This window comes from Staphylococcus sp. 231237_7MaSpsaltlick (genome assembly GCF_043107035.1).
Window position 1 is genome coordinate 1 of record NZ_JBICNX010000056.1, and the last position, 5,737, is coordinate 5,737.

The 5,737-nt window shown below is 30.2% G+C and carries 8 protein-coding genes and 1 pseudogene; 7 read left to right on the top strand and 2 right to left on the bottom strand.

Features of this window, described 5'->3' with window-relative positions:
- Both ACF91D_RS29160 and ACF91D_RS29165 read right to left on the bottom strand, forming a co-directional pair.
- Window positions 1–345 (bottom strand): annotated as a pseudogene (locus tag ACF91D_RS29160) (hypothetical protein); the annotation flags it as partial.
- A gap of 81 nt (window positions 346–426) precedes the next feature.
- On the bottom strand, window positions 427–843 hold the full coding sequence (locus tag ACF91D_RS29165) for a hypothetical protein (protein WP_392438218.1): 417 nt from the start codon (window positions 841–843) through the stop codon (window positions 427–429).
- A 106-nt stretch (window positions 844–949) separates the two neighbouring features.
- On the opposite strand from ACF91D_RS29165, the gene ACF91D_RS29170 reads away from it, so the two are divergent.
- The 7 genes from ACF91D_RS29170 to ACF91D_RS29200 form a co-directional block, all read left to right on the top strand.
- A complete protein-coding gene (locus tag ACF91D_RS29170; protein ID WP_392438219.1) occupies window positions 950–2,335 on the top strand; it encodes a phage tail tip lysozyme in 1,386 nt (461 codons plus the stop codon).
- A gap of 13 nt (window positions 2,336–2,348) precedes the next feature.
- On the top strand, window positions 2,349–2,891 hold the full coding sequence (locus ACF91D_RS29175; RefSeq protein WP_392438220.1) for a hypothetical protein: 543 nt from the start codon (window positions 2,349–2,351) through the stop codon (window positions 2,889–2,891).
- Window positions 2,881–3,450, top strand: coding sequence for a hypothetical protein (locus ACF91D_RS29180; protein ID WP_392438221.1), 570 nt, complete (start codon window positions 2,881–2,883; stop codon window positions 3,448–3,450). The genes ACF91D_RS29175 and ACF91D_RS29180 overlap by 11 nt, the downstream gene beginning before the upstream one ends.
- A 96-nt stretch (window positions 3,451–3,546) precedes the next feature.
- Window positions 3,547–4,023 (top strand): MerR family DNA-binding transcriptional regulator, encoded by a 477-nt coding sequence (locus ACF91D_RS29185; protein WP_390334053.1) that lies wholly within the window; start codon window positions 3,547–3,549, stop codon window positions 4,021–4,023.
- Window positions 4,024–4,230: 207 nt separating this feature from the next.
- On the top strand, window positions 4,231–4,968 hold the full coding sequence (locus tag ACF91D_RS29190; RefSeq protein WP_392438222.1) for a hypothetical protein: 738 nt from the start codon (window positions 4,231–4,233) through the stop codon (window positions 4,966–4,968).
- Window positions 4,969–4,982: 14 nt separating this feature from the next.
- Window positions 4,983–5,333, top strand: coding sequence for a hypothetical protein (locus ACF91D_RS29195; RefSeq protein WP_392438223.1), 351 nt, complete (start codon window positions 4,983–4,985; stop codon window positions 5,331–5,333).
- A gap of 106 nt (window positions 5,334–5,439) precedes the next feature.
- Window positions 5,440–5,737: hypothetical protein (locus ACF91D_RS29200; protein ID WP_392438224.1), on the top strand; the 298-nt coding region annotated here is incomplete at its 3' end.

Genomic DNA, 5,737 nt, shown 5'->3' on the forward strand with positions numbered 1-5,737 from the left:
TGCATACTCTGAGTATTTAGTTAAATATTTATTCTCCTTGACTCCACAACGAGAACATATATACCTACATTTATATTTTTTTGAACCATCTTCAAAAGTTTTAATACCAGTTAAATAGTGTTCTGGAACATTTTCATCTGATTTAGAAATATTTACTGTTTCACCAATATATCCGTTTAGAGAATCATAGCCTTTTACAAGATTTGGATCATGATTAATAGTGTGGTCATTAAATTCTGACAAAACAGTAGCAGTAATCTTTTCTAAAAAATCAATTTCTCCTTTTGCTTGAAATGTTAATCTTTCATTTGTTTTATCACGTGTGATTATTATTTCATTTTCCATTTATAAATCCCCTTTTCCCTATATATTATTAAAAAAGGACTGAGAAACTTTGTCTCTGTCCTTCAATAACAATGTTAGTTACTATTTTTTTAATTTATGGAAGAAGCTTGATGTAATTCTTGTTTCTTTAGGTGACTCCTCAGGTATATAGTCGTTAAAAATATCTATATCAACACTACTATTAATCCGACGTTTATCTAGTTTGTCTATATCATTCTCCAAACTTTGAATATAATCTACAAATAGTTGTTCTAAATTACTTTTTTCTTTTTCAAGTGAAGTTATTAATTCATCTCTTTGAGTAAAACTTAATTCCTTTGTTATCTTACCCTCCTTTAAAGTATGGAAAGTATTGTTAATAATTTGAGATTTTTCTTCGAATGTATTTATAAGAGATTGCATGTGATCAATCGATTTGTAATATTGTTTAGGCTCGAAAGTGCTGTTATTGGATAATAAATCATCGTCTGTTTTAATGTCTAGTATATTATTTTCCATTAATATTGTCCTTTCTTTTTTATAATTTTATATGGTATTATTATACCATATATTATAATAATTATTAAGGTTGTGAGTATGAATGGTCAGGGATAAATGGAGGCTTTTGTTTAAAGATATAATATTAAGAACAATGATTATATTTTTAATGAGTGCCACGTTATTACACGAACCTTCGATTGCTAAAGCTGATAGTAGCGTTATATTTGATGCTCAACAAGGCTGTTCGACAGATGATAGTGGTACGACTAATAAGAGTAAAAAAGATGATTCTGAAGCTGATAGTAGTGATTCAAGTAAGGGCGATGATATACCCAATAAAAAGAATATCAAAAAAATATACGAAGTGCTACATGATGATTATGGATTCTCGTCAGAATTGATAGCTGGAATTATAAGTAATTGGATAACTGAGTCTCAATTAGACCCAACATCAAATGAACCAGGTAATAGTGGAGCTAAAACTGCAAAAGCTGCTACTGAAGGCGAATTAGGTATTGGTTTTGGTCAATGGAGCTTTGAAAGACACCATGCATTGGTTAAATGGGCAAAAAACAAACATGACGGTGCTAATTGGTGGGAAACAAAAGTACAAATGGATTATATGGTCAATGGTGATGAAGGATATACAGATATATTAAAACAATTGGCTGAAGACTCAAAAGATGACCCAGTACTAGAAGCGATAAACTTTCATAATAATTGGGAAAGGTCAGCGGATTCAGATTCTAAAATTAGAGAAGAACGTGGGGGCAATGCAAAAAAAGTATTAGCCTATATGAAATCTAATGGTATGGATGGTAAAAAAGATAAAGAAAAAATTAAAAAAATAGGTAAAGGTAGTAGTAAGTCTTCAGGAGCTTCATCAAGTGATAACAGCAATGAAAAAGAGACTTCAGATGATCCATGTGAAGATACAGGAGATGGTGATGGTAACTCTGGTAGTGGAGATGGCAGTCATATTGGAGACAGTACTAAAGTAAATGGTAAACCTGGTAAAACAATAGGTCGTAATTACAAATACGAAGATTTACCAAAGAAATACCAAGATAAGATTAAGCTACCTAAGTTTAAAGAAGAATATTATAAAGGTTCACCTTTTGTACAATTTGGTGATAAAGGTCTATGTACTGAATTTACATGGGCTTACATGAATCAATTATGGAAAGGTAAGCAACCTTCTGATGATGGTAAAACAACTAATGGTAATAGAGTGCATGAAGTATATAAAGATAAAGGTGCTAAAGTTACTAAAAAACCTACAGTAGGTTATGGCTTTAGTAGTGATCCGCCTCAAGCAGGAGCTGCAGACCCGACTGTTGGACATACAGGTGTAGTAGCAGCAGTTATGGATGATGGAAAGTGGATTATGGCTAGTACAAATTTAACACCTGATCCAGCACCAAGCAGAACGTTATATTATACAGTTATTGATGGTACAGACGGCGATATTAAATTCTTTGGTGGCGTAGGAAATAAACCTAAAAAATAAGGAGGTCATAATTATGGAAAACGTAAAAACAAAAATCCAAGTGACAGTTATAGTCATCATAATTATTGCGATTGTAATCTTAACTATTCTTATGGTGAAACAAAATAGAGTAATAGCTAACTTGAAATCAGAAAAGGATAATATTGAAGTAGTTAAGGATAAAAAATTTGTGGAAAATTTGAATCAAGACGAAGTTAAGGAATATGAAAAGCAAACCAAGAGTAAGTTAGATTCATTTTTAGATCATAAATATCATGATGATAGCGAAAGTGATGATGGTTCAGCTTATAAAGCAATGAGGGGGCTATTTACTGTTCAGAGTCATAAAATAGTACTCGATGAAAATAGTAAACACGAAGATTATTTGAAATATTATAGTCCGTTTGATTATAAAATTAAAAATTTCTCGGCTCAAAGTGAGGGCGAAGATGTAAGAGTACTATTTAATATAGATACTACTTATCATGAAAAAGAAATAAACGATGACTATGATTTAATGTCGTTAACATTTGATGAACATGGCAAATTAAAAGGTGGTGGTCTGTATGCAAAATAATCAACCGATTGTAAATACAGTACTTAGCGTTATTATAACTATTTCAATTATTGTTATATTGTTTATGAGTATTAATTTATATAATAAATACAAAGAAGATGACAAAATTAAAGACGATATTTTGGAAATGAAAAAAGAAAACAAGGAAACTGTAAAACAAAATCAAAAAGTAGCTAATATGGAAAAAGACCAAGAAAAAGAATTACCAATTAGTGAAGTTAGCAATATAGCAGATAAATTTAATGGAAAGTTTTTTGTGTGGGATTCATGGGAATCGTTTTCTAATAACATGAAAAGCCTCAGAGCATCTTATCCTAATTTAAAAGATAATAAAAATGTAGTTATAGATGGTAAGGATGTAGGTACAGGCACTTCTCCAGAAAGTAGTTATTCGTCAGATGTATATACCACAGAGAACAAACAAGAGGTAGCAGAATTAATTAAACAAAATAAAAATTATGAAGATAAAACTACAGAAAAATTATGGTATAAAATTTCAAATTATAAAGATGGAAAGTATGATATTACTAAATTTCAAAGTTATGAAAAAGTGTTATAAATAGTAAACTTAAGTGTATAGTTGAGATTGGTAAATAATTAAAAAATGAATTATAGTTATATATAAGATACATGTAATATAGGAAGAGGTGTAAACGTGAAAAGACTGACCACAGGTGAAATAGCAAAAAGAATAGGCGTTTCTCCGATAACTATACGTAATTGGCATAAGTCAGGCAAGCTTATTCCAGAGTATATAGACCCTGAGACCAAACACAGGTATTATACTGAAGAACAGGTTTATCAATATCACAAAGACTTAAAAAAAGCTGCTTATAAAGATGATATGTTAGAATTAGCTGCTTACACGAGAGACATAGAAAGCGCCTCGGCTAGGGAACAAAACGAAACCATAATGAAATACCTCCATAATAGAGGTATAACTACAAACCCTATACAAGAAAAACATAAAACGTATCCTAATAGTGAATTACGTAGAGTTGTAGAAATGTTACTAAATGACGACATACAAAATATAGTAGTCACTACAGAAGATGTATTTTTAGAGGGAACTAAAGATATTATTAAGCATCTATTAGACTATAAAAATGGGAAGATAATTATAGCAGAATAAATTAAAGGCCAATGTTTATATAAACATTGGCTTTTGTTATATAATAAGTTTACAAAAATAATGGTTAATAATATACTAAGTATAAGATAATTAGTCTGTTTAGCAAGGCTTGAAATGGGATATCAATTGCAATTGCTATATTTTATTAAATGGAAAATCTGAAAATCAATAAATACGTTTAGCTAATAGTAGAAAGGTTGATATAAAATGAAATTAAATAAGTCACAACGAGAAGTATTAAATAAACAATTTCAAGCAAGTTTTAATGATGAAGCCCTAGAAAAAGCCTTTAAAGAAGAGTATAACGAAGCATATCGTAAATGGGGTTCAGAGCTTTTAGCACAACAAGGTTTTCCTAAATATGTTGATGTAAATGACGGTGATTTTGTAAAAGTTAAAATTACTCCGAAAAGTGGTACTGATGTCTTTGTTGACTACGTTGAAGAGACCGATGAGATTGAAAGTGCAGAGGAATTTGAGGCTGTCAGGAATGATTCTGAATTTTTTATTGAAATAATACTAAAAAATATAAATGCTACAAATATTGAATTAGAGCCTAAAGGAACGAGAGAAGAATTTTTAGAACAATATCCTACAGAGGCATATTTAGCTAAGCAAATGTCTAACTATTTTACTCCAATAGACGTTGAAACAAGATTGAAGGAAACACAGGAAATACAAGAAGAAGTTAAAGAGGCAGCAAGAGAAGAAGGAATTAACGCAAAAAGAAATTTAAATACAAATGACTATAAAATTGAAAATATAAGAGTTAAAGAAAGTTATGAACAACTTGCAGAATCTGTACTTGATGAAGGATATATTAATTCATCTAATAGAGTACAACAATTCTTGGATAGAGATTTTTATAATTTGTTAATCCGAAAAAGACTTATTGAGTACAGAATAGTAATCACAAGAGATCCAGAAGAATTTGAAGAGGAGTAGGTGATAGAGTGGTTGTGGTAAAAGCTTTGGTAATGGAAATGGCAAAATATTATGCTGATGAGAAGTTAGCTCATAAATTACGAGAATCTAATCACGAAATACTACATGATATTGGCAGTCAAGCTTTAAAAGAAGATGGTTATCCTGATTGGGTTAAAATTACTGATGTAGAATTCATTATTGAAATTACAAATAAGTATAGTTTTGAAGATTGGGCTGAACTAGCAAAAGCAATATTTTATATTGAAGATATAAAAAAATTCGTTAAAGAAGACATGTATGAAATGTTTTTAGAGTTTATCGATCTATTCCGAATAAAGATACGCCCAATAACAGATATACATGACTTAGAAGCTGAAAATTGAGCGAGTTATACTCGCTTTTTTTATAATGAAAAGTTTACAAAAATAATAAAAATAGCTATACTTTATTTAAATTAATGGCAGTTTGAAATATGGAAGGAGAACGCTTATGGCTAGAAAAAAAGAGGCATCACATGAGTATGCTTTGGCATCAAGAATCATATATAGAACTCTTTGGATAATTGGTATAATTACAACATTTATGTTTATATTATTTGTACCCTTAAAAAGAGTTTTAATCGGTATTGTAAGTTTCTTATTTGATTCTGATATTGAACATAGAATGGTAAAGTGGGTAGTAAACCTATATGGAGAGATGTTTAGTGATGCGTTTGGCATGACGAAACCTAGTACTGACTGGATTCCGCATACTGATCAATGGAGTAGCAAATTAACGCATGCTACAG